Here is a 295-nt window from a genome sequence, read left to right as displayed (position 1 = left end):
TCGCGCCGCCGTGGGCAGGGCCCCAGAGTGCAGCGATACCGGCGGCGATACAGGCAAACGGGTTGGCACCCGAAGAACCGTCCAGGCGTACGGTCGAAGTCGATGCGTTCTGCTCGTGGTCGGCATGGAGGATGAAGATCCGGTCCATGGCCTTGGCGAGTACCGGGCTGATCGGTTTGATCTCGCACGGGGTGTTGAACATCATGTGCAGTAAGTTTTCCGCGTATGTCAGGTCGTTGCGCGGGTACATCATGGGTTTGCCCATGGAGTACTTGTAAACCATCGCGGCCAGGGT

Annotated in this window: 1 protein-coding gene; it reads right to left on the bottom strand. The window is 60.3% G+C overall.

Annotated features, from left to right (window positions below):
* A partial coding sequence (locus BK665_RS33570) for a citrate/2-methylcitrate synthase (protein ID WP_311198560.1) occupies positions 1 to 295 on the bottom strand: 295 nt, incomplete at both ends.

Origin of the sequence: Pseudomonas frederiksbergensis (assembly GCF_003732665.1) — a bacterium.
Taxonomy (GTDB): domain Bacteria; phylum Pseudomonadota; class Gammaproteobacteria; order Pseudomonadales; family Pseudomonadaceae; genus Aquipseudomonas; species Aquipseudomonas frederiksbergensis_G.
This window is presented reverse-complemented; position numbering and strand designations above follow the sequence as displayed.